Below are 26,031 nucleotides of genomic sequence, written 5' to 3'. Positions count from 1 at the left end.
CGTGAGCACCTACGCCGTCGTCGACCCCTACACGGGTCAGACCGTCCAAGAGTTCGCCGCACTGACCGATGACCAGCTCGAGGCGAAGGTCGCTCGTGCCGACGAGACCTACCGCACCTGGGGCCGGACCACCTCTCCCGCCGAGCGCGGTGCCCTGCTGGGCCGGGTTGCCGCACTGTACGCCGAGCGCCGCGAAGAGCTCGCCCGCATCATCAGCCGCGAGATGGGCAAGCCCGTCGAGCAGGCCGGCCTCGAGGTCGACTTCGCCAGCGCGATCTACGACTACTACAGCCGCAACGCCGAGACGTTCTTGTCAGACGAGCCGGTAGCGCTCGAGTGGGGCGAGGGCACGGCCGTCGTCCGGCGTACGCCGGTCGGCGTGCTCCTCGGCGTGATGCCGTGGAACTACCCCTACTACCAGGTCGCCCGGTTCGCCGCGCCCAACCTGATGGCCGGCAACACCATCGTGCTCAAGCACGCCGCGCAGTGCCCGGAGTCGTCCGCGGCGATGGAGCAGATCTTCCTGGACGCGGGCCTGCCGGCCGGCGCCTACGAGAACCTGTACGCGACCTATGCACAGGTCGACCGGCTGATCGCCGACCCACGGATCCAGGGTGTCTCGGTCACTGGCTCGGAGGGCGTCGGCGCGCACGTGGCCGAGATCGCCGGACGCAACCTGAAGAAGGTCGTGCTCGAGCTCGGCGGGAACGACCCTTTCATCGTGCTCAGCACCGACGACCTCGACGCGACGGTGGAGGCCGCGCTCGGTGTGCGCTTCTACGACAACGCAGGCCAGATGTGCTGTGGCGCGAAGCGGTTCGTGGTGATCGACAGCCTGTACGACGAGTTCGTCGAGAAGATGACCGGGGCCCTGGCCGAGCTGACGCCGGGTGATCCGTCGAAGGCGGAGACCGCCCTCGGCCCGCTGTCCTCGGTCGGCGCGGCCGAGTTTCTCGAGGACCAGGTCAACCGGGTCGTCGCCGGCGGCGCCAAGGTGCTCGCTGGCGGCTCGCGGGACGGGGCGGCGTACGCGCCCACCGTGCTCGCGGACATCGATCGCGCCAATGACGCGGCCCGCGAGGAGCTGTTCGGCCCCGTCGCCAGCCTCTACCGTGTCTCCTCCGAGGCAGAGGCCGTCAGTGTCGCGAACGACTCCCCGTTCGGTCTGGGCTCCTACGTCTTCACCACGGACCAGGCCCAGGCGCAACGGGTGGCTGCGGCCCTCGACGCCGGCATGGTCTTCGTGAACATCGTGGGCGCGGAGGAGCCCGGCCTGCCGTTCGGCGGGACGAAGCGCTCCGGCTTCGGGCGCGAGCTCGGTCCGTTCGCCGTGGACGAGTTCGTCAACCGCAAGCTCATCCGCATCGGCGGCTGAGCGCCACAAGACTCTCCGACGAGCGGCCCTTGGGGCCCGTGCGCCAGAACACGCGCACGGGCCCCAAGGTGTCTCCTGGTCCACCACGGAGCAACAGGGCCGCCGCGCATCGTCTGGCTGCAGACTCCCCCACCCGGGCGGTCCTGCTCGGTGTGATCCACGACTCTTCGCGGGTCTGTGGCGTAGTTCCTCGAAACGACCATTCGCGGTCGCTCGTGGTCCGGACTTTCGTCGACGGGCCAGAGGATGAGGAGGAGCACGTGAAGCACATCAGGTGGCGGCACACAGCCGCCGTCGTGGTCGCCATGACGCTGAGCTTCGGGCTCGCGGCGTGCGGCGGCGACAACCCCACGGCAAGCGGCACGACGAGTACCGCCGACCAGCACACCTACCAGACACGCCTGGACGAGCTGTACAAGGGCACGTACAAGACGCCGGCCGGGCCGAAGGTGACACCGCCGAAAGGGAAGTCGATCTGGCTGATCGAGGCCAGCCTCGGCAGCGACTACGCCACCCGCGGCGTCGCCGCGGCGAAGGAGGCCGCTGGCAAGCTGGGCTGGACCGTGCACGTGTTCGACGCGAAGTACGACCCCAACCAGATGCTCACGGGCATCCAGCAGGCCGTGGTCGCCAAGGCGGACGGTGTCATCCTGTCGGCCATCGACTGCCCGACGGTGAAGAACGCACTCGAACAGGCGAAGGCCGCGAACATCCCGGTCGTCGGCGTCGAGACCAAGGAGTGCACGCCGCCGCTGCTGTCCCACGTCGTCACGTACGCCAGCCACGAGTCGTTCGCGGACACCACGCAGGACTGGGGATCCGCTCAGGCCGCGTGGGTGATCGCGAAGACGAAGGGCAACGCGAAGGTCGTCATGAACACCGAGACCGACCAGTGGACCACCCTGCTGTCCAGCAAGGGCATCAAGCGGGAGATCGCGAAGTGTCCGGGTTGCTCCGTGGTCGGTGATGCGACGTTCGTGGGCACGGACCTCGGGCCGGCTCTGCAGCAGAAGATCCAGCAGGCACTGGTCCAGCACCCTGACGCGAACGCGTTCATCCCTGCCTACGACGTCGTGATGACCCAGAGCGGTGGCGCCCAGGCCATCCAGGCGTCCGGACGCTCGGGGTCGCTGACGGTCGGAGGCGGCGAAGGCACGGCGGCCGCCATCGACCAGGTCCGCAAGGGCACCGGTGAGCAGGCGTGCGCGGGCCAGTCGGTCGAGTGGGAGATCTACAGCGCTATCGACTCGATGATCCGGATCTTCGACAAGCAGGACCCGAACACCGTGGACACCGGCAACGGGATCCAGGTCTGCGACAAGGACCACAACATGCCGCCGGAGGGCCAGCCGTACACGCCACCCGTCGACTTCCGCTCGGCCTTCCGGTCCATGTGGGGCCTGAGCTGAGCGAGCGTTTTCCGGTGATCAGAGGTGGGCCGCGGCCCCTGGCGTGCGGCCCACCTCGGATCAAGACGCTCGACGTGAGACGCCTTGACCCAACCGGGGGAGCGTCGCTTCGCAGGACCGCAGCTGGCCATCACGTGCGCCGCATCGTGGTGTCGACCGACCATGACGTCTACCCGAGGGGATCATCGTGAGCGCAGACCTGAGTGCCCACGCGTTGGTGCTGACCGACGCGCACAAGTCCTTCGGGTCCAACAAGGCCGTCGACGGGGTGTCGTTCTCGCTCGCTGCCGGCCAAGTGCATGCACTGCTGGGCGGCAACGGGTCCGGGAAGTCGACGTTGATCAAGATGCTCGCGGGTGTCGAGCGAGCCGATGACGGGCGGCTGACGATCGGCGACCAGACCATCGCGCTGAGCGACATGACGCCCGCGCGTGCGGCAGCGGCCGGTCTCAGGTTCGTTCACCAGCAGCGTTCCACCTTTCCCGAGCTCACGGTGGCCGAGAACCTCGCGATCGGTGGCTACGGCTTCCCGCTCGCTCCCGGAGGTCGCGTGCGCTGGCGAGCAGCGCGCCGCAGGGCTGCTGAGGTGCTGGAGAAGTACGACATCGAAGCCTTCCCCGACCAGCTCCTCGGCGAGCTCGGTCCGGCACGCCAGGCGATGGTCGCGATCGCGCGCGCCCTGCAGGTCGGCGGAGCCGGCGGCATCCTCGTGCTGGACGAGCCCACCGTGTCGCTGCCCGACACGGAGGTGCGACTCCTGCTCGACGCCGTGCGCAAGCACGCGGACCATGGCCAGACCGTCATCTTCGTCACCCACCGCCTCGAAGAGGTCTTCGCCGTCGCCGACAACGCCATCCTGCTTCGCAACGGGCAGCTGGTCAGCGAGGTCGCGCCGCGCTCGATCACACGTGGCGACCTGGTCGAGCTCATCGTGGGAAGTGCCGTCGATGAGATCACGCCGAATGACGACGCCGAGCTCGGACCAGCCGTCCTGGAGGCGGAGGCGCTTTGCGCCGGGCCGGTCGGACCGGTCGACCTGACGCTGCACGCCGGAGAAGTGGTCGGCGTCGCAGGACTGGTGGGCTCGGGCCGCTCGAGCCTGCTCAAGGCCCTGTTCGGCGTGCTGCCGGTCGAGTCCGGGTCCGTGCGTCTCGCCGGTCAGCCGCTCTCGCTCGCGAGTCCGCGCGACGGCATGCGCGCCGGCATCGCCTACGTCCCGGAGAACCGTGCTGAGGACGCCGCGTTCCCCGAGCTCAGCCTGACCGACAACGTGTCGGTGGCCGTGCTCTCCGACTACTGGAGGAAGGGCCGGTTGCGTGCCGGCCTCCAGCGTCGCGATGCGCGCGGGCTCCTGTCACGGTTCCGGATCAAGGCACAGTCGGTCGAAGACCCCCTGTCCGCGCTCTCCGGAGGCAACCAGCAGAAGGTGATGGTCGCCCGCTGGCTGCGGCGCTCGCCGCGGGTGGTCCTCCTCGACGAGCCCACCCAGGGCGTCGACGTCGGCGCCCGCCACGAGATCTACCTGCTGATCCGAGAGGCCGTCGAGGCCGGTGCCGTGGCGCTCATCGCGTCCTCGGACAGCGAGGAGCTCGCCGCGATCTGCGACCGCGTGATCGTCCTGCGAGGAGGACGGATCGTCGGCGAGGTGCCACGGACCGAGCTCACCAGCAACCGCGTCGAGCGCCTCGCCCACGGCCAATCCAAGGAAGTGACGGTATGAGTTCAGTGACAGACAACATCGCAGTCGGTGAGCCGGCCCGGTCCGAGCCCGCCGAGGCGGTCCGTCGGCCCCGGCGCAGCGTGCGATCGTTCCTCGAGGCCTACGCGTTCCTCGGCCTCCTCGTGGGTGCGTTCGTCTTCTTCAGCCTCTGGCCCCGAACCTCCGCGACCTTCCCGACGAGCGCCAACCTGCAGGTGCTGCTCGGCTCGAACACGGTCGTCGCCATCACGGCACTCGCCGCGCTGATCCCCCTGATCTGCAACGAGTGGGACCTGTCGATCGGCGGATCGGCGGCGCTGAGCTCGGTCTTCGTCGCGCAGTTCATGACCAACGGGATGAACCCGTTGCTCGCCCTCGCCATCGGCATCGGCATCGGTGTCTGCGTCGGCGTCGTCAACGCACTTCTCGTCACCAGGATGGGTGTCAACGCCGTCATCACGACGCTGGGCATCTCGATCATCATCACCGGCATCATTAGCCTGAAGACCGGAGGAGTGACGGTCGCAGGCAACATCTCGCAGGGGGTGACCGACTTCGGCACCCTGAGCTGGCTGGGGATCCCGCGCACCGTGTACGCGCTCGTCCTGGTCGCGGTGGTCGTGTACTACCTCATCGACCACACCCCGTACGGCCGTTACCTCTACGCGCTCGGCTCGAACCGGTCGGCCGGGCGACTCGCCGGCATCCGCGTGAAGCTCGTCGTGGGGTTGACGTTCGTCATCGCCGGCGCCGTCTGCGGGGCGGCGGGCGTCCTTCAGGTGGCACGATCCGGAGGGGCGAATCCGCACCTGGCCGACGCGCTGCTGCTCCCGGCCCTCGCTGCCGCGTTCCTGAGCGCGGCGGCGATCCGGCCCGGCAAGTACAACGTGGGGGGCGTGCTCGTCGCGGTCTACTTCCTCGCGGTGCTGAACAGCGGTCTGAACCTCGCCGGTGCCCAGCCCTACGTGGCGAACTTCGTCAACGGTGGCGCCCTGATCATCGGCGTCGGTCTCGCCGCACGCCTGGGTGAACGACGCGAGCCCTGATCCCTCACCACCCTCGATGAAAGGCAGTCACATGCACCACCGTCACAAGACCGCGTCCGCCGCGTCCGCCGCGGTCGCGCTGCTCGCACTCGGTGCCGTCACGTCGGGTGTGGTCGCAACGACGCCCGCCGGGGGCGCGACCGCGCGTCGTGCCGGCATCGGCTGCCACCGGCCGCTGAACATCCTGCTCACGAACGACGACGGCTATGCCGCTGATGGCATCAACGCCGTCTACCAGGCGCTGGTGGGGGAGGGGGAGCACGTCAAGGTGGTGGCTCCGGCGACGAACCAGACGGGCCAAGGTGGCGCGCTGGCGTACGGCGGCACGCTCACGGTGACGCAGCCTGTCGCTGGTGACCCGAACGTCTACGCAGTGTCCGGCTCGCCCTCGGACTCCGTAGCTCTGGCGCTCGGCGTCCTCTACCCGAACGGTGGTCCGGACCTGGTCATCTCCGGAGCGAACGCCGGTACCAACCTCTCACGGACGATCAACCACTCGGGCACGGTCGGCGCCGCGGTGACCGCGATGGACCTCGGCGTACCCGCTATCGCGGTCAGCTCTGCCCACCCCGCCGAGTTCGACCCGCACTGGGACGGCACGGGTTCGATGAACTACTCCGGCACCGGCACGCTCCTACGCCGGATCGTGCGCACCCTTCAACGCACTGCGGACGGTTGCCGGAAGCTGATGCCGGGCCGGCTCGGACTCAACGTGAACTACCCGGCCGGGACCTTCAAGGGCACTCGGGTGACCACCCTGGGCACACGTGAGCCCATTCCGACCACCTACACGCCGACGGGCGCCGGCCAGTACAAGGTCGGCTACAGCCTCGACCCGTTGTACGCCGCCACCGATGACCAGCAGGGGAGGACCACCATCGACTACCGCCTGGTCGCCCGAGGCTTCGCCTCCATCACGCCGCTCGACGGCTCTCTCGGCGTACAGCCGCCAGGGCACGCGACGATGGCCTTCGTCGACCGGTTGGTCGCCCGTCTCAACCGCACGGAGCGGTGACGGTCGAGCCGGCGGACGTCGGCACCACCGATCGTGCCGCCGGCCGGAGGCGTCGGGCCCCCAGCGGATACGCGGACTGGTGGTCGATGGATCTGCGGCTGTGGTGGCGCGACTTCGACGGGTACGGCCATCTGACGGCCACCGCGTACCCCGTCATCTGTGCCGAGGCGATCGGCCAGTTCATGGCCGACGTCTGGGGCGTGCCCGATCCGCACTTCGTGGTCGCGGATCTCGGTGTGACCTACCTGCGTGAGGTGCGTCGCGCGGAGAGCACCGTCCGCGTGTACGTGGGGATCGCCCGGGTCGGTCGTTCCAGCTTCGAAGCCGAGATCGTGCTGTGCACCGCCGACGGTGAGGTGGCCAGCGTTGCCGAGACCCGTTACTCCGCGTGGGATCCGGACGGGCGCCGCTCGCGCCCGTTGACCTCGGCCGAGCGCTCGGCTCTGCTGAGCTGCTGACCCGTCGCGGCGCTCCTCCGGAGGGGTGGGGTGGTCGAAACAGGTAATTCCACGCGTGCCCTCCGCACTGCGATTGACGAAGGTGCCTCTCACAGGGAAACACCGGAAGAACGGGGTGCTCGATGACCGTGGTCGTCACGCAACAGGCTGAGCCCGACCAGTGCAGACCGGAGGTCGAGCATCAATGGCTCGACGAGGTCCGGCCCCAGAGAGTCCTGGTCGTCGACGAGCACGAGCTCCTTCTCGCCGGGCTGCGTGCGGTGCTCGCGGAGGCGCCGTGGGTCGAGAGCTGTCTGATGGCGGGCTCGGCCGAGGTGGCACTGCAGGTAGCCCGACGCCACTACCCACAGGTGGTGCTCGTCAGCGCTTCGCTGGGCGGGCGCTCCGGGCCGGAGCTCTGCCGGACGCTGCGCGAGCGGATGCCCCACGTGAAGGTGGTGCTCACGTTCGGTGACGGGCGGATGCCGGCGGCCCTGGCGTCGTCGCTCGGCGCGGTCGCGGCCCTGTCGAAGAACATGGCGCCCGGCGCCCTCCTGATGGCGATCAAGCATGTCGCGGAGGGCGGACGGGTCTTTCCCAAGGGAAGGGTGAACCCCGCCGTCAAGCTCTCGCGGCGCGAGCTCGATGTGCTGCACCTGCTGGCTGAGGGGCTGAGCAACCCCGAGACAGCGGCATCTCTGAAGCTGTCGCGGCACACCATCAAGCAGCACACCAGCTCGGTCTACCGCAAGCTCGGCGTACGCAACCGCGCCGAGGCAGCCAGCCGCGCCCAGGAGCTCGGCCTGCTGGGTCGGCTCGGGGCGGACTTCCTCGGTGGACACCTCCATGCCGGCTGACGCTGGCGAATCGGCTGACGCTGGCGAGTCGGCCGCGGAGCGTGAAGGCCAGTCCGCCCCACCGCGCTCGTGACACAGGCCCTTCCCGGCAGACGACTGGGCGCCCGGTCAGCCATCGCCGTCGAGGTCGTCGCTGCGGTCTCCTCCAGCGCGAGCGGCCCGTTCGGCAAGGCGCTCATCCTCAGCGGCTGGTCGGCGGGCGGGGTGCTGCTCGTGCGCACCTGCCTGGCCGCGCTCCTGCTGCTCCCGCCGGCGTGGTGGGCCGCACGACGCCATGGCACCGATCTGCGTCGCAGCCTGGGCGGGGTCACGGTGCTCGGGGTCCTCGGGATCACGGGCACCGTGGTCTGCTACTACAACGCCCTGGCAAGACTTCCCGTCGGCGTCGCGATGATGCTGCTCTACCTGTCTCCGGTGCTGGTCCTCGGCTGGGTCTGGATCCGGCACGGCGAGCGTCCGGCCGCCACGACCTGCCTGGGCGCGGTGGTCGCGATCGGCGGTCTGGTGCTCGTCGTGGCCGCGATGGGGGTGCAGCGGCCGAGTCTGAGTGGGATCGGCTGGGCGCTCGGCGGGGCGGGTTGTGTGGCGACGTACTTCCTGACCTCGGACCGCATGACCGCGTCGGTCCCGCCGGTGGTCCTCGCCTGCGCGGGTCTGTCGGTCGCGTCCGTCTCGATCGGACTGCTGGTCGCCGTCGGGTTGTTGCCGTTTCAGGCAGTGGGTGCGGCGGTCGACCTGGGCGGCTGGATCGTCTCCCCCGTGCTGCCGCTCGTCCTCGTGGTGCTGCTCTCGACCGTGTTCGTGTACGTCGCCGGGTTCGCCGCCGTCCGGGTCCTCGGCGCCCGCATGACCTCGTTCGTCGCTCTCGCCGAGCCGATCGCCGCGCTCGGCTCGGCCTGGCTGTTGCTCGGTGAGGTCCCGCGCCCGCTGCAGCTCACCGGCGCGGCGTTCGTCGTCGCGGGCGTCGTGCTGATCCGGTCCGACCGCCCTATCGAGCGGTCCAGCCGCCGTCGACCACCAGCACCTGACCGGTCATGAACGAGGCCGCCGAGGACGCCAGGAAGACCGTGGGACCCACCATCTCCTCGGGCTGGGCCCAGCGGTGCATCGGTGTGTTGCGGAGCACCCAGGCGGCGTATGCCTCCTCCTTCAGGCCGGGTGACGTCATCGCCGTCTCGACGTATCCAGGGGCGAGCGCATTGACCCGGATCCCGCGTCGGCCCCACTCCAGCGCCAGCGCCCGCGTCACGCCGACGAGGGCGTGCTTCGCCGCCACGTAGGCGGTCTCGTGGCGGGAGCCGATCGTTCCCAGCATCGACGCCACATTGATGACGCTCGCGCCCTCGGACAGGGCGGCGGAGGCCGCGCGGCACAGGAGCCAGCACGACTGGAGATCCAGCTGCATGACCTCCTGGTAGGTCCCCAGCTCGGTGTCCTCGATGAGCGACCAGTGCGTTGACGCCGCGTTGTTGACGAGGATGTCCAGGCCGCCGAAGCGACCTAGGGCGTGCACGACCAAGCCGTCGATGCTCTCAGGCCTGCTCAGGTCGGCGGGGTACGGCGTCAGCGAGCCCGGACCGATCGCCAGCGCGGCGGTCTCTGCGAGCCCGTCGGCGGAGCGGGCCACGGCGATGACGTCGGCGCCATTGCGTGCCAGCCCGACGGCGATCGCACGGCCGATGCCTCTGCTCGCCCCGGTGACGACGGCACGGCGGCCGAGCAGGGGAGGGGCGTCTGGATCGACGAGCACGGGGGACTCAGACACCGGGGAATCAGACATGTCGCGATCATCTGTCGGTGTTCGCGCTCGGCCCTGCGGGATGCAGAGTGGGTCACCCCCACTCGGGGGAGGTTCGACGGGCGGCGAGGATATCTGGGCCGGCGGTGCCGCAGAGTCTCGTCGACGACCTGAGGAGAGGGCAGAACGGGTGAGGAGTCCCTGGCAGACGGAGATCGCCCTGCGAGCGGAGTACGTCGACTACCTCGGTCACGTGACGGCCGCTGCGCACCTCACGTTGGTCGAGGAGGCACACGGACGCTGGCTGGCCGAGGTCACGGATGACCCGATGCCGTCGTTCGTGCTGGTCCGACTCGAGCTCGACTACCGGCGCGAGCTGCTGCTCGACGACGGTCCGGTGCAGGCGACGGTCGCGCCGCTGGTCGTCACCCGCAGCACGGTGACGGTGGAGGAAGCCCTGACGTCGTCACGAGCTGTTCACACCCAGGCCCGCGCCATCCTCGTGCGCTGGGACAGGGACCGGCGCCGCTCGATGCCGTTCCCTCCCGGTGAGCGGGAACGGATCAGGGCGCAGATCGGCGGCTGATCCCCCAGCCGGGTGGCTCCGCGCACGACCGACCCGCCCTACGGGCTTGAGCGTCGGGAGGATCACACCATGCCCGAGCGAGACAGCCTGATCAGCGCCTTCCGGACCGCCGCAGCCGACGTGCCGGACCACGAGTTCCTGCGGATCGCAGGCGAGTCCTTCACCTACCGCTCCGGACTCGAGCTGGTCGAGGCGACGGCCCGCGGCCTGCTCGCTCTGGGCGTCGAGGCCGGGGACCGCGTCGGTCTCATGTGCGACAACCGCGCGGAGGTGGCGTGGGCCTGGTTCGGCATCAATGCGGCGCGAGCCATCGACGTCCCGTTCAACGCCGACGCGCGTGGCCGCATGCTGGCCTACTTCGTCGAGGACGCCCAGCCGCGGGTGCTGATCGGGACCGCCGACTACCTCGCCATCCTCGCCGAGGCGATCACGATGGACCCCGAGGTCGTTGTCTGCGTGGGCGAGAGCCCCGCGCGGCCGTTCGGGGACCGCGCCCGGCAGATCTCGTTCGACGAGCTCGTCGAGCTGGGCAGGTCGCACCCTGTCGACCTCGCCGAGCCGCAGCCGGGCGAGATCGCCACGATCATGTACACCTCCGGCACGACCGGCCCGTCCAAGGGCGTGATGCTGCCGCAGCGGTACTACACCGCGCAGGCCGCGCACGTCACGAACACCTACGGCCTCACGCACGAGGACGTCATCTACTGCGTCCAGCCGCTGTTCCACATCGACGCGCGCGCGTTCATGTCGACCGTGGTGGACCTGCGGGCGACCGCCGTGCTCGGGCGCCGCTTCAGCGCGTCGCGGTTCTGGGACGAGGTCCGGGCAGAAGGCGCGACGGCGTTCGGCACGATCGGGACGATGCTGTGGCTGCTCTACAAGCAGCCGGCCCGCCCCGACGACAGCGACCACCCGGCCAGGCTGGCGATGTGCTCGTCCACGCCGGGCGACATCATGCGCGCGTTCGAGGAGCGCTTCGACGTCCGGATCATCGAGGCCTACGGGATGACCGAGTGCGTGCTCATCACCACGGCTCCTCCCGGCGAGTCCCAGCCCCGGCGGATCGGCCGGCAGCTGCCCGAGGTCGAGCTGCAGGTGGTCGACGACGACGACGTGCCGCTCGAGCCGGGCACGGTGGGGGAGCTCGTCTTCCGACCGCTCGAGCCGTTCGCCATGATGCAGGGCTACTGGAACAAGCCCGAGGCGACGGTCGAGGCCTGGCGCAACCTGTGGTTCCACACCGGTGACCTGGTCCGCCAGTACCCGGACGGGTTCCTGGAGTACATCGGCCGCAAGAAGGACTCCATCCGCCGGCGCGGTGAGAACGTCTCCTGCTGGGAGGTCGAGACCGCCGTGGTCGCCCATCCCCGCGTCCTCGAGGTCGCCGCGATCGGCGTCCCGTCCGATGTCGGGGAGGAGGACGTCGCCGTGCTCGTCGTGCCCGTAGCGGGAGCCGACCTGGACCCGGTCGAGCTGGTCGAGTTCGTCGCCGCGGACCTGCCCCGCTTCGCGGTTCCCCGGTACGTCGAGCTGGTGGACAGCCTCCCCAAGACTCCGTCGGAGCGGATCGAGAAGGGCAAGGTGCGCGAGCGCGGCATCACGACCGCGGCGTGGGACTCCAACGCCGCCCTCAGGCGTCGGTGAGAGCGGCCGAGCCGGGGGAGGTCAGCCCCGAGCCACCTGCGCTTGCTCGGTGACCCAGATCGCGACCTGCGAGCGGGACTTGAAGCCCAGCTTGGTCAGGATCCGCTCGACGTGGCCCTCGGCGGTGCGCAGCGAGATGACGAGCTGGGCCGCGATCTCCTTGTTCGACATGCCCTCGGCGACCAGCTGGGCGACCTCGCGCTCGCGACGGGTCAGCCCGACCGCGGTCTCGGTCACAGCCCGCGTGGTCTCCGGCTCAGGCTCGCGCAGGGCGAGGGCCAGCAGCTCCTCCATGCTGAGCCGCCCGCCGCGCGCGTACGCCGTCGCGAAGGTGGCCTCGTCGAGCTGGCGGCGCACCAGCGACTCGTAGTGCTGACGGAAGCCGCGGAGCTGGCGTGCTCCGAGCATCCCCCAGATCGCGTCCGTGCCCCCGAACAAGACCGCGGCCCGCTCCGCCTCGCGGTTGACCGCGGCCGTCCACGCGACCACCTCGAGGGTCAGTCCGTGGCCGAGGGTGTCGTGGAAGGGCCGCTTGATCCGGAGCGCCTCGAAGAGGTCGCGCTCGGCCCCGTCGTTGTCGCCGCGTATCAGGGCCAGCAGGCCAAGCAGCCACAGTGAGTAGGAGTAGTTCCAGTGCTCGCGCTTCGCCGCGCACCGGTCGTGCAGCGCGTTGGCGACCTGCAGGGCCGCGTCGTGCTCGCGCAGTGCGATGAGGGTGGCGGCGAGCTCGACCTGCAGGCTCTCGGCGTACTGGCTGACGAGATCGGTGGCGGCGTACTGCGCGAGGGCCTTCTCGAACATGGGGATCGCGGCGCCGATCTCGGAGGCGGCCCCGAGCGAGCGTTCGAAGCCGAGCACGTGGTTGGCGAACGCGAGGGCGCGCAGGTCGTCGAGCTCGACCGCGAGGTCGTGGGCCTGGTCGGCACACGTCCTCGTCGTCATCACGTCGCCCTGGAAGGCGGCGATGTACGCCGTCGTGGCGAGCGCCCACGCCCGCTCGAAGGAGGGTTCCGGGTCGAGTGCCAGCGCGCGGTCCAGCCAGCGCCTCGCCTCCGTCAGGTGGTCCATGGCGCCCCAGAACCACGGCACCGCGGCCATCTCCAGGCCGGCCCTCGCCTCGCCGGGCACCGTCACGCAGTACTCCAGCGCCGCGCGGATGTTCGCGTGCTCGAGGTGGAGGTGGGTCGCCCAGTCGGACTGGAGCGGCCCGGACCACTCCTCGCCGGCGGTCTGGATCAGCCGGGCGTACCAGTCGCGGTGCCGGCGTAGCGTTGTGGCCCTGTCGTCCGGCGAGGCAGCGAGCCGCGCGAGACCGTACTCGCGCAGCGTCTCCAGCATCCGGAACCGGGTGTGGCCCAGGTGCTCCTCGCGGACGAGGATCGACTTGTCCACCAGACGGGCGACCGTGTCGATGACGTCATCCTCGGGAAGGCGTTCGTCGGTGCCGACCGCCTTCAGTGCGTCGATGCCGAACCCGCCCACGAAGACCGCGGACCGGGCCCACAGCAGCTGCTCGATCGGCGTGCAGAGGTCGTAGCTCCAGTCGATGAGCGACTGCAGCGTCTGGTGGCGCTCGGGCAGGTTCCGGTTGCCCTCGTGGAGGAGCTCGAAGCGGTCGTCGAGGCGGCTCGCCAGCTCGTCCACGGTGAGGACGCGCAGCCGCACGCAGGCGAGCTCGATGGCGAGAGGGATGCCCTCCAACCGGTGGCACAGGCGCACCACCGCGGCCTCGTTCTCGGGGGTGACCATGAACCCGGGGACGACGGCCGCCGATCGGTCCGCGAACAGGGCGACCGCGGGGTAGTGGACGGCGGCGCCCGGCTCCCGGTGGTCCTCCGGATCCGGGGCGAGGAGGGGGGAGACGGGGTAGAGGTGCTCGCCGGCGATCCGCAGCGCCTGACGGCTCGTGGCCAGGATCTTCACCTCGGGCGCCATCCGCAGGATGTGGTCCGCGAAGGCCGCCGCCGCCTCGACCAGGTGCTCGCAGTTGTCGAGGACGATCAGCACCGATCGCTCAGGGAGGAGATCCTCGAGGACGGTCAGCGGGTCCAGCGCCGGTTGCTCCCGCAGCCCCATCGCATCCATCACGGCCTGCGGCAGCAGGTCGGGGTCCTTGAGCGTGGAGAGCTCCACCAGGTAGGCGCCGTCGGTGAACACGCGGCGCATCTCGTGCGCGGCCTGGATCGCCAGCCTCGTCTTGCCGACTCCACCGATGCCGGTCAGGGTCACGAGGCGGGCCACGGAGAACAGCTGGCGCACGGCTACCAGGTCGTGGCGCCGACCCACGAAGCTGGTGAGGGCGGAGGGCAGCGCTCGGCCCGGCTTCACTGGCAGAGCAGCCAACTGGACGTCCTTCGAGGTGCCTTGTGCACGTGCGTCACGATCCTAGCGACGACGGGGGTGCCCGAGCACCGGGGCTTCAGCGCGGCCCGCACCGCGCTAGCCGACCGCGAGGGGCTCCGGCTGTCGGGTGCTGCGCCGCTGGAGCACCTCGGCGGCAGCCCGCTCCCCGGAACGCAGGGCACCGTCCATGCCGGTGGCCCACATCTCGGCGGTGTGCTCGCCGGCGAAGTGGATCGGGCCCACGGACTGGGCCAGCAGGCTGGGCAGCCGCGGAAAGTCACCCATGAGCATCGAGACGACGCCGCCGGCGTACCGCTCCTGGGTCCAGTCCTGGACGACCCCGGCCAGCCGGCGGGGGGATGTGCCGGTCGCCGCGGCGACCAGGTCGTCGAGGACGGTGAGGCAGCGTTCCTCGTCGCGGAGCACCCCGTCGGCGCGGTCGGCCAGCAGGCCCAGCACCACGACGGTGTCCTCGGGCCCGGTCGGGCGCGCCCAGATCAGGGAGATCGGACCGTCGCTCATCGCCGACAGGCCGAGGGCTCTGGAGATGACCTCGCCGTCGGCGTACTGCCCGATGACCTTGCCGCCCTGGGTCATCGGAGTGGCCAGGAGGGCGTTGACCTTCCAGTCCGGCAGCACCGGGTCGAAGCCGATCGCCAGCGTGGGGGTCACCGGCGTGGCGACCACGACGTCGCGTGCGGAGAACCGGTCGGTGTCGGTCTCGACCACCAGCTGCCCGCGACGCCGGCGCGTGGCACGCACCGGCTGCTCCAGACGGATGTCGAGGCCCTCGGCCAACGCCTGCGCGAGGGCGTCGGTGCCGTCGGCCATCATCCAGCAGACGCTGCCGACGTGGGGCGGGTGGAACATCGACATCGGGACCTGCGAGGCCTCGTGCACGGGGTTGTAGCCCGTCTGCCAGCAGAACAGGTTGCGAGCCGCCGGGGTCAGGCCGGCGCGCGCGGTCCAGGCGAGGACGGGCTCGGTGGGCTCGGGCGGCGTCGTGTCCAGGGCCGTCCTGACCTCGTCGGCCAGCCGGTCGCGCTCGCAGACCGAGAGCCGCCGCCCGCCGATGACGAGCGTCGTGCGCAGAGGCGATGCCGCGGTCAGCCGGCCGTCGGGGTCCGACGGGAAGAGGGCGACCTGAGGCGTGAGGGCGACCCCGAGCTCGTCGCAGTACTGGAGCAGCTTGTCCTGGCCGATGTCGATGAAGGACGCGCCGAGGTCCGCCGGCTGACCGTGCCGGAGACGGTCGCGCAGCGTGCGCGTGCGTCCGCCAACGAACGGCTGGGCCTCGAGCACCACGACGTCCTCACCGGCCCGGGTCAGACTCCGGGCGGCGGCCAGGCCGGCCAGGCCGGCTCCGATGACGACCGTGCTCATTTGCGCACCATCCTCGTGTTGATCTCGGTCAGGGGGATCCGGGTCGGCTCGCGCAGGATCTCGTCGGCCACCCGGTGGCCGGACCGGACCGCGCCCTCCATCGTGCCGCTCAGCTCGAGGTCGGTGAAGTCGCCGGCGAAGTGCACCCTGCGCTCGGGTGTCGCGAGCTGCGCGACGAGCGAGTCCCGGGTCGCCTGGTTGTACATCACGCCCATCGCGAAGGCGTAGCGGTCCGCGGTCCAGTTCTTGGAGTGCTGGGCGATCCGGGTGACGGGTCCGCCGACTGCCACACCGACCAGCTCGTCGAGGAAGGCGAGTGCGGTCTCCTCGGACTCCAGGACGGCGCGGTCCGCGCCGGAGAAGAAGCCGCTGACGACGGCCGGCCCGGACGTCACGTAGGGGTTGCTGACCCAGGCGGTGTTGAGCGGACCGTCGCTGAAGACGGCGTGGCTCAGTGCGGCACGGACGGCATCGCCCTCGGCGTACTGGGCGATCACCTTGCCTCCCCGCGAACGCTGCATCGAGGTGAGCGCTCCGATCAGGGAAGCCGGGAGCGGCGGGTCGAAGCCGATCGTCGGGAGGACGAACGGTGGGATCGCCACCACGACGCGGTCCGCGGTGAGCTGTTCTCCGTTCTCCAGCTCAACGCGGACGTGTCCGCCCGACTGCCGGACGCAGAGCACCGGCGCCTCCAGCCGGACGCGGAGGTCGCGTGCGAGGGCGTTCGCCAGCTGCTGGCTGCCCCCGACGATGCGGCGGACGTTCCCGACGTGGGCGTCCGTCAGGTAGTGGGCGTCGATGTGCACGAGGTCGTACTGGACGGGCATCCGGGCGATGCCCGCCAACGCTCGCCGCGCCACACCTGAGAGACCGGCCCGCCGGGTCCACTGCTCGATGACCTCGTGGCCGGCGGGAGGCGTGTCACGCAGCGCAACCCGGATCTCGTCGTCGACCGCCGCGAAGCGGCCCCCGGTCAGCACCTGCCCGTCGACGATGATCCTCCCGTCGGACAGGTAGCCCTCCAGCGGCGTCTCGCCGGGCCGGGCCTGCGGGCGCTCGTACCAGACCTCGTCGGACACCTCGACCCCGACCGCGGCGCACAACGCCGTCAGTGCCCGGTAGTCGATCGTGACCAGCTCGCCGCCCAGATCGCCGTGCTGTCCGTCGGCGAACCCCTCACGGACGGTGTAGGTGCGGCCGCCCACCCGGTCCCGGGCCTCGAGCACCGTCACGTCGAGACCGGCCGCGGTCAGCGCGTGTGCCGCGGTGAGGCCGGCGAGTCCTGCGCCGACGACGAGCACCCGAGGCGACTCGTTGCTGCTGGCATCCATGTTCCCAGCATTGGTACGGCGCGAGCGCGCGTCGGTGGTCCGAGGGATCGATGCCCCCCGGTCGGGGGATGAGCATGGCGGCCGCCACGGCGCTCGCGGGCCCGCGGCGCGAACCTGCCGAGGTGACCACCAAGACGAGCACCCGTGTCGGCATCTACGGAAGCGGCAGGACCGCGACCGAGCTGGTCCGAGCCCTACGACCGAGCCCGCACCGGATCACCGCCGGCATCGTCCACTCCGAGAGACGTGCCGGTGCCGATCTCGGCGAGCTGACGTGCGGTGAGCCGAACGGCATCCCCACCACGAGCGACCTGGCGGCAGCCGTCGGGTCCGGCGACTTCGACCTCCTCCTGTACGCCGGCCTCTCGGGGGAGCGTCACGAGGAGGCGATGCGGCTCTGCGTCGATGCCGGGATCGACCTGGTCCACGCCTGCTTCGTGCATCCGCGGACCGCGCTCGAGCCGGCCGTGCACGACCGGCTGGCGGCACGTGCGGCCGTCACCGGGTCCCGGGTCGTGGGCACCGGCATGATCCCGGGTCTCTGGCTCGACGTGCTGCCCGCCCTGCTGTCCAGCGGGCTCCCCGCTCCGGTGTCCGTCCGGGCCGCGCGCGCCTCGGATATCAGTTCGTGGGGAGCCGACGTGCTGCGCACCGAGCTCGGGGTCGGCACGGTGCGGTCCGGCACGGCCGACCACGTCGACGGCGCGCTGCGTCAGTCGGCGCAGATGATCGCCGAGGCGCTCGGGCTCGTGGGCGTGACGCCCGCGTCGCGCGGGGGGCTGGTGCTCGCCGACGAGGACACCACGGTGGGCGAGATCGCGGTCGCCCGTGGGCAGGTCGAGGGGTTCCGCCAGGAGGTCGTCGTCGCGTGCGACGGTGTCGAGAGGGTGGTCCTCGCCTGGTCAGGTCTCGCCGGCAGGCCGACGGCGTCGTCCGAAGAGAAGAGCGTGGTGCTCAGCCTCGTCGGCGTCGACAGGACGGCGATCGAGGTCAGGATCGCCACCCCGCTCGACCCTTACCCGGGCACCGCGGCGCGGATGGTGCAGGCGGTGGGTGGCCTGGCGGGTCTCGCGCCCGGTCTCCACCCGACCAGCGCGTTGCCGGCGTCGTCCTGACGTGCCGGTGGGCTCGGGCGGTCACCGCCCGAGCCCACAGGAGTCGTCGGTTCAGGCGACCGGGCCCTCGGCGATCAGCAGCAGGTCCTCGACGGAGGCGACCGGCGGCTGGACGAAGGCGCGGAACACCTCGAAGAAGTCCTCGGGCTCGATCGCACCCTCGGGCGCGTGGACTCCCGGCTCGGTGATCAGGCCCTGGCGCAGCAGCTCGAGGCCGACCGCGAGCGCGGCACCCGTGCCGCCGCCCATCTTGCCCGGGGGCATGGAGGTGGGCTCGACTGAGATCGCGAGCGGCTCGCCGTCGCGCTCACCTCGGGCCATGGCCCAGACCTGGTGCAGCGGGTCGCGCGTGCGCGGCGCGTCGGCCGGCGGCTCCGGGAACTCCTCGAGTTTCTTGGCGCCCTCCTTCAGGGTCAGCTCGCCGGCGTCGTACTCCGCGGCGACGGAGCGCGCGTGGTCGAAGACCCAGGCCGGGCCGGAGGTGAGGTTGGTGCAGCTCACCAGGGTCGGGAGGTACTTCGGCAGGGTGAGCGCCTCGGGGTGGCCGACGGTGTACGCCGTGACCTGGCCCTTGCCGGGGTAGAGGATCTCGGTGGGGAGCAGCGGCTCGATGTCCTTCGGGGCACCGTCGCGGAAGGCGCGGATCGACCCGCTGATCTGGATCAGCCAGTGCTCGACGGCAGCGCCCGCCCCGTCGGCGTGGGGGTAGGCCGGCTCGTCCTCGAGGACGGCGCCGCGCATCGACCAGCCGGTGAAGATCTCGGTGACCTTGTCGAGCCGCTTGGCGACGAGCAGGGCGGCGAGGTTTGAGATGCCCGGGCTGCCACCGATGCCCTTGACGACGACCAGTCCCTTCTCGCGGGCGCGGGCGTCCAGCTCGTCGGCCTCGACCGTGGACTCCCAGTCGTCGTCGATGTCGAGGTAGTGGCAGTCGGCGTCGATCGCGGCCTCGAGGATCGGGCGGGCGAACTTCGAGAACGGGCCCATCGTGTTGAGGATGACGTCACACTCGGCGAACGCGGTCCTCATGGCCTCGGTGTCGGTCGCGTCGAGGCGGATCGCGACGCACGGGCCGCCCACCTCGGTGGCGACCTGCTCCGCGCGGGCCAGGTCGATGTCGGCGACCAGCAGCTTCTCGGCCGAGCCCAGCTTGGCGATGCCGCGGACTGCCCAGCGGCCCATGGCCCCGGCTCCGCCGACGATGAGGACGGTGCCCAGCGGGGGGTGGGTGTCAGACATGGTGAAGTTCTCCGATCGGGATGAGGGATGTTCAGCGAAGAGCGCCGCTGAGGCGGTCGGTGATCCGGTCGGCGAGCCACCCGAGCCGCAGGGTCACCGGATTCACCACACCGGGGGCGAAGCGCTGCGACTCCCGCCAGACGGCGGACAGGTCGTCGTGCATGCGGTTGCCGGCGAGGTGGTCGGCCAGCAGCGTGCCGAGGTACGGCGCCTGAGGGAGGCCGTGACCGTTGCAGGCCATCGAGTAGGCGATGTGGGGCGTCAGCTGCCCGACGGTCGCCATGTTGGAGGGAGTCAGACCGATCCAGCCGCCCCACGCGCGCGTGGCGCCGACGCCCTCGAGGGTCGGGAAGCGCTCGTGCAGGCCGCGCATGATGTCGCGCACCACCGACTGATCGGGCATCCGGTCCAGTCGCGGCCGACGGGCACTCTGCAGGCTGCGGGTGGTGGTCACCAGGGTGCCACGAGCGGTGGTCCGGAAGCTCTGCATCACGAAGTGGTTCGTGGTGATCGGGGCGCGACTCGTCCAGCCCGTCGCATCGAGCTGCTCCTCGGAGACAGGCTCGGTCTCGACGGCGGTCACCCAGACGGGCGTGCTGAGGTTGCGCGGCGCGATGCTGAGCTCGTTCGTGAACGCGTTGGTCGTCAGGATTGCCCGACGTGCGCGGATCTGGCCGGCGGGCGTCTCGACGGTCACGCCGCTGCCGGTGTCCTGGACGTTCGTGACGATCGTCTGCTCGTGGACCCGGACCGACGATGCCCTGACGACGCCGCGCAGCCCGAGCGCGAGCTTGCCGGGGTTGAGGATGCCGCCGAGCTTGATGTGGATGCCGCCGATGAAGGTCTCGGGGATCCCCAAGGTGTCGGCATCTCCCACGATCACGCGCGGGCTCGGCTTGATGTGCCTCTGCATCCGGCGGAACGCTCGGAGGCTGGTCGCTGTGGCGACGTTGCCGGTCTGCTCATAGTCGCAGGCGATGCCGTGCCGGGCGATCAGCGACTCGGTGAAGTCGACGGAGTTGTTCGCGAACCGGTGGAGCGCCCGGACCCGGTCCGCGTAGAACCGCTTGAGGATGCGCGGGTCGCTGCCGAGGGTCTGCGTGACGTAGCCGGCGTTGCGGCCGCTGGCGCCCCAGCCGCAGATCTCGGCCTCCACCAGCACCACGTCCTGGCCGAGCTCAGCGAGCCGCAAGGCCGCGGCCATCCCACCCATCCCGCCGCCCACCACGACGACGTCACACGAGACGCTGCCGGCCAGGGCCGGGGCGATGTCAGCGGGAAGGTCGACCCAGCCGCTCCCCGGGAGGTAGGTCACCGGGGCGGTGCCTGTCTCGTACATCTGGCGAACTCCTCATGTCGTCCCTGGATCTCTGGGGCCAGAGCCTCGCCGCAATTCCGCGCGATGGGAGCCCCTCGGCCGCGGACGCCGCCCGGGTGGGCTACTGCGCTGTGTAGCCGCCGTCCACGACGTACGAGGCTCCGGTCACGAAGCTGGCGTCGTCGCTGGCCAGGAAGGCGACGACCGCCGCGATCTCCTCCGGATCCGCGAGGCGGCCCAGGGGATGGCGGCCGGGAAGGGACGGGTCGGACTCGATGTCGAGGCGCACCATCGGTGTGTTGACCCATCCCGGACACACGGCGTTCACCCGGATCCCTTGGGGAGCGCACTCCAGGGCAAGGGCCTTGGTCAGGCCCTCGACGGCATGCTTGCTGACGACGTACGACGCAGCACCGGGAATGGCCACGAGGCCGTAGACGGAGGCTGTGTTGACGATGGCGCCGCCACCGCTCGCCACCAGGTGGGGCACCGCCATGCGCGCCATCAGGAACGCTCCGTCGAGGTTGACGTCCAGCACTCGGCGCCACTCCACGAGTGGGGTGCTCGCGATGAAGCTCTCGTCGACGACCCCGGCGTTGTTGAAGAGGACGTCGAGTCGCCCGTAGTCGTCGGCCAGCACCCGCGACACAGCCGCCACGTCGTCCTCGTCGGTCACCGACGCGCGGTGGAAGGCGACGTCGAGGCCGGCGTTGCGCAGCTCTGTCTCGGCGAGCTTCCCCGTCTCGGCGTCGCGGTCGACGACGAGCACGCGCGCGCCCTCCTCGGCGAAGCGTCGCGCCGCCGCCTTGCCGATCCCGGACGCGCCGCCGGTGACGAGGACGACTCGGCTCCGGAACCGCTCCATCGCGGTCACCGTGCTTCCTCGACCTGACGGCGCTGGCGTCGCTCGCCGGCATCCTGGGCAGCGGACGCGAGACGCAGCCCGAGTCGAGGTGCCAAGCCGGTCGCTCGCGCCGCGAGGGCGTTGAGCCGGGGCAGTGAGCGCACGGGGTTGCTGCTGGACAGCAGGTCCACACCCGCCTGTGCGACCTGCTCGGCGCTCAGCTGGCGGGCGGCCGCGAAGAGGATCGCCGCCCCCGCGTCAGACGCGTGCGATCCGACCATGTCGGTCGCGACGACGTCCGGACACAGGGCATGCGCGCGGATCGGCAGTCCCGCACGATCGAGATCTCCCTGGAGCGAGGTGGTGAAGGAGAGCACGGCCGCCTTGCTCGCCGCGTACACGGCCAGGCCGGGAACCGGTCCGTGGGCCGCCATCGAGGCGATGTTGAGGATCCTGCCGCCCTCGTCCGCCATCGCCAGCGTGGCAGCACGCGAACCGAGCATCATCCCGAGGACGTTGATCTCGAGGGTCGAGGCGATCTCGTCCGATCCATGGGACCACGCCGGTCCCGCGATCAGGACGCCCGCGTTGTTCACCCACACGCGCAGCGAGCCCAGTGCGGAGGCGGCGTCCGCGATCCGCTCGTGACTGCCAGGATCACGGACGTCGTGGGCGGCCCACTCGCAGCGGGAGCCGAGTCGGTTCGCGGTGTCGCGCGCGCGTGTCTCGTCGCGATCGGTGATGAGGACGCGATGGCCGGTCGCGGCGAGGCGTCGGGCGATGGCAGCGCCGATCCCACGGCCGCCGCCGGTGACGACGGCGACAGCCGGCTCGGAAAGGTCGTTCGACATGGTCTGCTCCGATCCAGGGAAGTCAGAGGGCTTCGGAGACGACCTCGACGACCTCGCCGTCCGGCCGGTCCTCCACGAGGAGCGAGAGCTCGTGGAAGTAGGTCTCCGGGTCGATGGCCCCCTCGGGACCGTGCACCCCGGGCACCGTGACCTGGCCGCGCGCCAGCATCAGCGTGGCGATCGCGAGCGGATAGCCGGTCATCTCGCCCATGTTGGCGTTCGGGAGCACGATCGGCTGGGCGCCGACGCGGATGCGTGTGCCGTCCTTCATGCCTTCGGCGACGGCGAACAGGTTCGGCAGGGTCGGTGCCGGCCCGGCGGCCGCCCCGCCGGTGCCGGGCTCCAGAAGGATCTGCTTCGAAGCCCCGGTGACGTCGAGATCGCCGCTGCGAACCCGCGCCGCCACTCGCTGCATGCCCTCCATCAGGCCGCGGCGCGACACCATGAGGTTGAGCGACTCCTGCACCTCAGGCCGCACGCGCGGGAGAGTCAGCGGCTCGGGGTGCCCGCAGACCCAGACAGGCGCCTCCGCGCGGCCCGGGTAGGTGACGGTCACCTCCTCGAGGGCGAGCGCGTCGACGAGCCGGCCACCGCGCCAGATCTTGATCGGCTCGGTGCAGTTGTGCACCCAGTGCTCGAGCGCGGCGTTGGTCTGCGGCTCCTCGCCCTCGGCGGGGTAGGGCAGCGCACCGGCGCGCCAGGCCGTGACGACGCGGTCGACGGTGTCGCACCGGTTCATAGCGAGCAGCGCGAGCAGGTTGCTGGTGCCGGGGCTGGCGCCCATGCCGATGACGGCCGTCACGCCGGCCGCGCGGGCGGCGTCGTCCAGCTCGAGCATCTCCAGCGTCGGCTCCCAGTCGTCGCAGATGTCGAGATAGTCCGTGCCGGCGGCGATGGCCGCACTGAGCACCTCACGACCGAACCGGTAGAACGGGCCGGCGGTGTTGAGCACGATGTCGACGTGCGAGAGCGCCTCACCGAGCGCGTCCGCGTCGGAGATGTCGAGCGCGAAGGCGACGGCCTTGGGCCCGAGCTCGGACGCGACGGCCTCGGCGCGCGCCACGTCCCGGTCGGCGACGAGGACCTGCTCGACCTCGTCGGCCTTCGCGAGCACACGGCAGGCGTAGGCGCCCATCTCGCCGGCGCCGCCGGTCACCAGCACCCGCTTGCGGGTCGTCGTCGAAGTAGAAGTGGTCGTCATGGCTGCATCCTTCGCGCGGGCCTCGACCCGGCCCCCGGCGTACGCCGCACGCCTAGCCCGCCTGGGGGAGCGTGGTGAGTCCGCCAGGGCCGGACGGCTGAGCCCAGGGGTCGGGTCAGTCGAGCACGGCAGTCATGTCGATCTCGACGACGTGGTCGGGGTCGGACAGACCGCTCACGCCGATCAGCGTCATCGTGCTCGGCCTGGCGCCCACCTCGGCGAGCGCCTTGCCGAAGCCCGCGTAGACCTGCTCGAGGTTGGCCGGCGTCGGGTCGACGACGTAGATCATCAGCCTGACCACGTCCGCGGGGCCGCCTCCTGCGGCGGCGATGCCGGCATACCCGTTGAGCATGGACTGCAGCATCTGCCCCTCGTAGTCGTCGCGGCCGGCGACCATCCGCTCGGCGGCGTCCTGGGCGACCTGGCCCGAGGTGAACACGATCCGGCTCCCGGTGGCGACGGTGACCTGAGGCCAACCGTGGGTGGGGGGCATGGTCTCCGGCTTGAGCTTCTCAGTCGTCATGAGTCGCCACGCTGATGCCGGATGTCACGACACGACGTCGGATCGGGCCCTGCTCCACCCGCCTGGGGGAGGTGGACGGCCGGAGTGGCGAGCGGTGGAGGCCGAGACGCGGGATACTCCCCCAACCGGGTGAGGCCTGCGTCACAGGCCGTCGCCGGGGCGGATCTTCCCTACGGTCCCACCGGAAGGGCTGGACCCCAGCCGCGTCGACGGTGCCGCCGAGCATCGGCACGTGACCCCTTGGAGAGGAACATGGATCAATACGAAACCGTAGTCGGGTTGGCCGATGAGTCGCCGACCCGCACTCCCGCCTCCAGCCCGGGCGCGCTGATCGCAGTCGCAGCATTGCTAGCGACCGTCACGAACGCGGTGGCCTTCATGCTGCCGCCGCTGCTCCCCGTGATCACCACCAGCTACGCGCACAACTCGGTCAGCGCGGCGACCTGGGTCTTCACCGCGCTCACGCTGGGTGGGGGTGCGGGATTCGTGCTCATCCCGCGGTTGACCGACATCCTCAGCGACCGCGCCACCAGCCTGATGTCGGGCGCGTTCCTGACCGGGGGAGCGCTGGTCGCCGCTGTGGGCGACAACTACGCCTCGCTCGTCGTCGGCTCGGTGCTGCTCGGGTTCGGTGGCGCCGCCCAGCTCGTCCCCTTGAGCTTCCTGCGCCGGCATCTGCCCAGCAACGGTGTCTCCACGGCCGTGATGGTGTTGATCATGGCGACCGGAAGCGGCGTCGTGCTGGGGATGGTCGGCGGTGGCATCTCGGTGCGCCTGTGGCCGCTCCCGGACCACCTCAACGCCGACGGGTCCCTGCCGACCCTGTCGATCGCGCCCTTCTACTATGTCCTCGCGGTGCTCTTCGTGCTCACGACGATCGCCCTGCTCGTCGTGGTGCCGAACTCTCCTCCGGAGTCCGCAGGTCGGATCGGTCTGCTCGGCACGGTCTGGTTGATCGGCTGGGTCACGCTCATCCTGCTCGCGTTCAGCGCGCCGACGGACTCCACGATCGGCAAGAACGCGACGCTCATCCTCGTCGTCGGAGTCGTCGCAGCGGTCGGATGGGTGTTCGCCGAGCGCCGGTCGGATCGACCCGTCTTCGACCTCGCGGTCCTGCGCAAGCCCTTCGTCACGACGGCCTGCGTCTCGGCCGGACTCTTCGGTTGCGTCGACGCGGCGTTCCTCGTGCTCGCCAACTACTACATCCAGAACCCGACCGGGCTGCCGACGTCCACGGACGGCGGCCAGACCGGCTGGCCGGCTCATGTCGCCCAGTACGGACTGAGCTATGACCCGCTGCAGACCAGCATGATCTTGCTGCCGTTCGCGCTGACGATGTTCATCAGCGGCAAGTACTCCGAGCGGATCATCAGTCGCGGACGCCCCGGCCTCGTCCTGGTCGGTGGCGCGGTGATCTGCCTGGTCGGTCTGCTCTTCCTGGCAGTCGCGCACGACCAGGCCTGGCAGTACATCGTCGGCTCCGCCATCGTCGGCCTCGGCAGCCGGGCCGGCTACAGCGGCGCCTTCGCGGTCCCGCAGTTCGTGGTCCCGCCGACTCAAGCAGGCATGGCCGCCGGCATGCCGGGCACGATCATGGCGATCGGCTTCGCGGTCGGCGCTGCGGTGGTGACCATCCTGCAGAACGGGTCCGGCTTCGTGTACCACTCGGTCGACGTCGCCAGCATGGTCGCAGGCAAGCTCGACCCTGCCGCGGTCGACCTGAAGATGTCGGACTACCTGCTCGAGGGCACCCACATCCCGAGCGCGGACGTCTACACGAACGGGTACGTCGTGGCGATGATCTTCCCCGCACTCGTGATCGTCGCCGCGGTGATCTCGCGGCTCCGGAACCCGAAGGGCTTCGAGGAGGTGCTCCAGGAGCACGGCTCCTGACCCAGCAGCTCCACACCCCCTCCTCGACAGTGGGCCCGCCTCCGTGAGGCGGGCCCACTGCGCTGCCCCGGCAGGTCCTCCGTGGTCGACGTCACACATCCCCCACCCGGGCGCGAGCGGTGGTCGCAGACCCGCGCAGGCCGGTCGTCGCGGGCACGGTGGGCGCACCAACCATCTGAGAAGA

General features: G+C 70.7%; 22 protein-coding genes. 12 read left to right on the top strand and 10 right to left on the bottom strand.

Annotated elements, in window-relative coordinates; translation table 11 throughout:
• The first annotated feature begins 1 nt into the window (after position 1).
• The 8 genes from ABD205_RS02695 (at position 2) to ABD205_RS02660 (ending at position 8,876) form a co-directional block, all read left to right on the top strand.
• On the top strand, positions 2-1,375 hold the full coding sequence (locus ABD205_RS02695) for an NAD-dependent succinate-semialdehyde dehydrogenase (RefSeq protein WP_344042141.1): 1,374 nt from the start codon (positions 2-4) through the stop codon (positions 1,373-1,375).
• Between the two features lie 260 nt (positions 1,376-1,635).
• A complete protein-coding gene (locus tag ABD205_RS02690) occupies positions 1,636-2,784 on the top strand; it encodes a sugar ABC transporter substrate-binding protein (RefSeq protein WP_344042139.1) in 1,149 nt (382 codons plus the stop codon).
• Between the two features lie 187 nt (positions 2,785-2,971).
• Positions 2,972-4,504, top strand: coding sequence for a sugar ABC transporter ATP-binding protein (locus ABD205_RS02685; protein WP_344042137.1), 1,533 nt, complete (start codon positions 2,972-2,974; stop codon positions 4,502-4,504).
• Entirely contained in the window at positions 4,501-5,529 is a 1,029-nt protein-coding gene (locus ABD205_RS02680; protein WP_344042135.1) for an ABC transporter permease, read from the top strand. The genes ABD205_RS02685 and ABD205_RS02680 overlap by 4 nt, the downstream gene beginning before the upstream one ends.
• Before the next feature lie 31 nt (positions 5,530-5,560).
• Entirely contained in the window at positions 5,561-6,544 is a 984-nt protein-coding gene (gene surE, locus ABD205_RS02675; protein WP_344042133.1) for a 5'/3'-nucleotidase SurE, read from the top strand.
• On the top strand, positions 6,541-7,002 hold the full coding sequence (locus ABD205_RS02670) for an acyl-CoA thioesterase (RefSeq protein ID WP_344042131.1): 462 nt from the start codon (positions 6,541-6,543) through the stop codon (positions 7,000-7,002). Before surE ends, ABD205_RS02670 begins: the two co-directional genes overlap by 4 nt.
• Before the next feature lie 122 nt (positions 7,003-7,124).
• Positions 7,125-7,838, top strand: coding sequence for a response regulator transcription factor (locus tag ABD205_RS02665; protein ID WP_344042129.1), 714 nt, complete (start codon positions 7,125-7,127; stop codon positions 7,836-7,838).
• Between the two features lie 69 nt (positions 7,839-7,907).
• Complete coding sequence (locus ABD205_RS02660; RefSeq protein ID WP_344042127.1) at positions 7,908-8,876, top strand: DMT family transporter; 969 nt, start codon at positions 7,908-7,910, stop codon at positions 8,874-8,876.
• Here ABD205_RS02660 and ABD205_RS02655 read toward each other — a convergent pair.
• Positions 8,827-9,603 (bottom strand): SDR family NAD(P)-dependent oxidoreductase, encoded by a 777-nt coding sequence (locus tag ABD205_RS02655; protein WP_344042125.1) that lies wholly within the window; start codon positions 9,601-9,603, stop codon positions 8,827-8,829. The two genes, ABD205_RS02660 and ABD205_RS02655, sit on opposite strands and share 50 nt — an antisense overlap.
• Positions 9,604-9,766: 163 nt before the next feature.
• Here ABD205_RS02655 and ABD205_RS02650 point away from each other — a divergent pair, with 163 nt between their 5' ends.
• Positions 9,767-10,162: an acyl-CoA thioesterase gene (locus tag ABD205_RS02650; RefSeq protein WP_344042123.1), complete on the top strand. Its 396-nt coding sequence runs from the start codon at positions 9,767-9,769 to the stop codon at positions 10,160-10,162.
• Between the two features lie 69 nt (positions 10,163-10,231).
• Positions 10,232-11,806: an AMP-binding protein gene (locus ABD205_RS02645; RefSeq protein WP_344042120.1), complete on the top strand. Its 1,575-nt coding sequence runs from the start codon at positions 10,232-10,234 to the stop codon at positions 11,804-11,806.
• Positions 11,807-11,827: 21 nt separating this feature from the next.
• Here ABD205_RS02645 and ABD205_RS02640 read toward each other — a convergent pair whose 3' ends face one another.
• The 3 genes from ABD205_RS02640 to ABD205_RS02630 form a co-directional block, all read right to left on the bottom strand.
• Positions 11,828-14,149 (bottom strand): ATP-binding protein, encoded by a 2,322-nt coding sequence (locus ABD205_RS02640; RefSeq protein WP_344042118.1) that lies wholly within the window; start codon positions 14,147-14,149, stop codon positions 11,828-11,830.
• A 96-nt stretch (positions 14,150-14,245) separates the two neighbouring features.
• Positions 14,246-15,532, bottom strand: coding sequence for a flavin monoamine oxidase family protein (locus ABD205_RS02635; RefSeq protein ID WP_344042116.1), 1,287 nt, complete (start codon positions 15,530-15,532; stop codon positions 14,246-14,248).
• On the bottom strand, positions 15,529-16,863 hold the full coding sequence (locus ABD205_RS02630; protein ID WP_344042114.1) for a flavin monoamine oxidase family protein: 1,335 nt from the start codon (positions 16,861-16,863) through the stop codon (positions 15,529-15,531). The genes ABD205_RS02635 and ABD205_RS02630 overlap by 4 nt, the downstream gene beginning before the upstream one ends.
• Before the next feature lie 122 nt (positions 16,864-16,985).
• On the opposite strand from ABD205_RS02630, the gene ABD205_RS02625 reads away from it, so the two are divergent.
• Entirely contained in the window at positions 16,986-17,978 is a 993-nt protein-coding gene (locus ABD205_RS02625; RefSeq protein ID WP_344042112.1) for a hypothetical protein, read from the top strand.
• Between the two features lie 51 nt (positions 17,979-18,029).
• On the opposite strand, the gene ABD205_RS02620 is transcribed toward ABD205_RS02625, so the two are convergent.
• From ABD205_RS02620 to ABD205_RS02595, 6 genes are all read right to left on the bottom strand, one after another.
• Entirely contained in the window at positions 18,030-19,217 is a 1,188-nt protein-coding gene (locus ABD205_RS02620; protein ID WP_344042110.1) for a saccharopine dehydrogenase family protein, read from the bottom strand.
• A 31-nt stretch (positions 19,218-19,248) separates the two neighbouring features.
• Complete coding sequence (locus ABD205_RS02615; protein ID WP_344042108.1) at positions 19,249-20,556, bottom strand: NAD(P)/FAD-dependent oxidoreductase; 1,308 nt, start codon at positions 20,554-20,556, stop codon at positions 19,249-19,251.
• Positions 20,557-20,656: 100 nt separating this feature from the next.
• Entirely contained in the window at positions 20,657-21,400 is a 744-nt protein-coding gene (locus tag ABD205_RS02610; protein WP_344044445.1) for an SDR family NAD(P)-dependent oxidoreductase, read from the bottom strand.
• Positions 21,401-21,405: 5 nt separating this feature from the next.
• Entirely contained in the window at positions 21,406-22,230 is an 825-nt protein-coding gene (locus ABD205_RS02605) for an SDR family NAD(P)-dependent oxidoreductase (RefSeq protein ID WP_344042105.1), read from the bottom strand.
• Positions 22,231-22,252: 22 nt separating this feature from the next.
• Entirely contained in the window at positions 22,253-23,431 is a 1,179-nt protein-coding gene (locus ABD205_RS02600) for a saccharopine dehydrogenase family protein (RefSeq protein ID WP_344042103.1), read from the bottom strand.
• A 115-nt stretch (positions 23,432-23,546) separates the two neighbouring features.
• Positions 23,547-23,954: a RidA family protein gene (locus tag ABD205_RS02595; protein WP_344042101.1), complete on the bottom strand. Its 408-nt coding sequence runs from the start codon at positions 23,952-23,954 to the stop codon at positions 23,547-23,549.
• A 252-nt stretch (positions 23,955-24,206) separates the two neighbouring features.
• Between ABD205_RS02595 and ABD205_RS02590 the strand changes: the two genes are divergently transcribed.
• Positions 24,207-25,847, top strand: a complete 1,641-nt coding sequence (locus tag ABD205_RS02590; RefSeq protein WP_344042099.1) for an MFS transporter — start codon at positions 24,207-24,209, stop codon at positions 25,845-25,847.
• The last annotated feature ends 184 nt before the right edge of the window (positions 25,848-26,031 follow it).

Origin of the sequence: Nocardioides panacihumi (assembly GCF_039530925.1) — a bacterium.
Lineage (GTDB): Bacteria > Actinomycetota > Actinomycetes > Propionibacteriales > Nocardioidaceae > Nocardioides > Nocardioides panacihumi.
This window is presented reverse-complemented; position numbering and strand designations above follow the sequence as displayed.